We start from the raw sequence: 1,616 nt of genomic DNA on the forward strand, positions 1-1,616 counted from the left end.
CGGCGGACGCGCCGGAGGCCGTGGCCGCGCCGGAGGCCGACACGGTGCCGGACGGTGCGACCGTGCCGGCGCCGCGCAGGAGGGGTGGCGCCAAGTCGGGCACCAAGCCGGGGGCCGGGTCGGGCGCGGAGAAGCCGAAGCGGGCGAGGAAGACGGCCACCGCGCGCACCGCGACCGGGAAGACCGCCGCGCCGGGGAAGTCCGCCGCGTCGGGGAAGTCCACGCCCAAGTCCCCCGCCGCGAAGGCGGACGGGCCCAAGCTGGTCGAGCTCGTCCGCCGGCACCTGGGGGAGCAGAGCGAGCCCCGCTCGGCGGCGGAGATCGCCGGCGCGCTCGAGCAGGCCCACCCCGAGCGCGCCGTCAAGACCACGGTCGTGCGCAGCACCCTGGAGGGCCTGGTCGCCCGCAACCAGGCCCAGCGCACCAAGCAGGGTACGTCGGTCTTCTACACCACGCCCGACAGCACCGAGCAGGCCCCGAAGAGCGACGACGACGCGCGGTCCTGACGCCGTCCCGGCCGCTCACCGCTCCGTGTGACGCACCTCCACCGGCTCGAAGGTGATCCGGGTACGGGCCGTGCCGCCGGCCCAGGCGACCTCGACCGTCCCGTCGTCCACCCGGACCTCCTCGACGGCCTCCGACAGGGGCGCGGCGTCGGCGTCCGCCGTGAGGGAGGCCAGAACGACGTGCACGGAGGTGCCCGCGCACCTGCCGGTGAGGCGCGGGACGTGGGCCCAGCGGGTCCACGCCGTGCCCTGGGGGGCGCGGACCGGGATGGGGGACGGGTCGTCCCAGCCGTGCAGGCCGTACAGGGCGGAGGTCAGCGGCTCCTCGGGGCCGGTGGCCCAGCCGGTGTGGGTGAGACGGGATCCCTCCGGCGCCCCCACGACACGGTGCACGCGCAGCTCGTGACGGCCGCGCGCCACCGTCACGCTCTCCACCCGCAGGCCCGGAACCATCGGCGGACCGCCGGCGAACACGGGCCGGTGCCACGATGCCGCCCATCCCCAGCCGTCGCCGTGTCCCGCGCCCAGGGGGTGGATGCGGCGGCGCACGCTGGACCGGCCGCCGGTCTCCACCGACAGGTGGTTGTCGGCGACGTTGCCGGGTGCGGTGGGTCCGGTGCGGGTGGAGTAGGCCTGGCGCCCGTAGTGCGGGTCGTCCTCGGCCGCCGTCTCGCCCTCGTGCGGGCGCACATGGTCGCTGCCGTGGTTGTGCAGCCGTACGATCCCGTCGGCGCGGGTCGCCTGGACGAGCAGTCCCGGCGCCGGCAGCGCCAGCACGCGGTCGGACTCCTCCACCGGTGCCGGCTCCTCGCGGGCCGTCCAGAACGCGTGGCCGGCGGGGGCGAGCAGCGCGACGAAGGCCTTCGACGCCCAGTACGGTGACGCCGGGCCGGAGTAGCCCTGCAGACTGGCCTCGTGCGGGCCGTACCAGCCGCCGCCGAGCAGGCCGTCGTCGGTCAGCGCGCCCCGGTCCAGGAAGTGGCGCAGGCTGCCGCTCGCGATGCGGCGGGAGGCGCCCGGGGTCAGCGGGGTGTGCCCGGTGACGGCGCCCAGCGCGACGGCCGCCGAGGCGGCGAAGCGGTACGTCAGTGACCGGCCGAAGTGCAGCGG

2 protein-coding genes are annotated in these 1,616 nt (G+C 76.9%); one reads left to right on the top strand and one right to left on the bottom strand.

Annotation, left to right across the window (positions count from 1 at the left end):
• Positions 1–506: hypothetical protein (locus tag B7767_RS46780; protein WP_085575480.1), on the top strand; the 506-nt coding region annotated here is incomplete at its 5' end.
• Between the two features lie 15 nt (positions 507–521).
• Here B7767_RS46780 and B7767_RS34120 read toward each other — a convergent pair.
• Positions 522–1,616 (bottom strand): DUF2264 domain-containing protein (locus tag B7767_RS34120; protein WP_143652781.1); only part of this gene is annotated, 1,095 nt, incomplete at its 5' end.

The sequence above is a fragment of the Streptomyces sp. 13-12-16 genome (assembly GCF_002114215.1).
GTDB lineage: Bacteria > Actinomycetota > Actinomycetes > Streptomycetales > Streptomycetaceae > Streptomyces.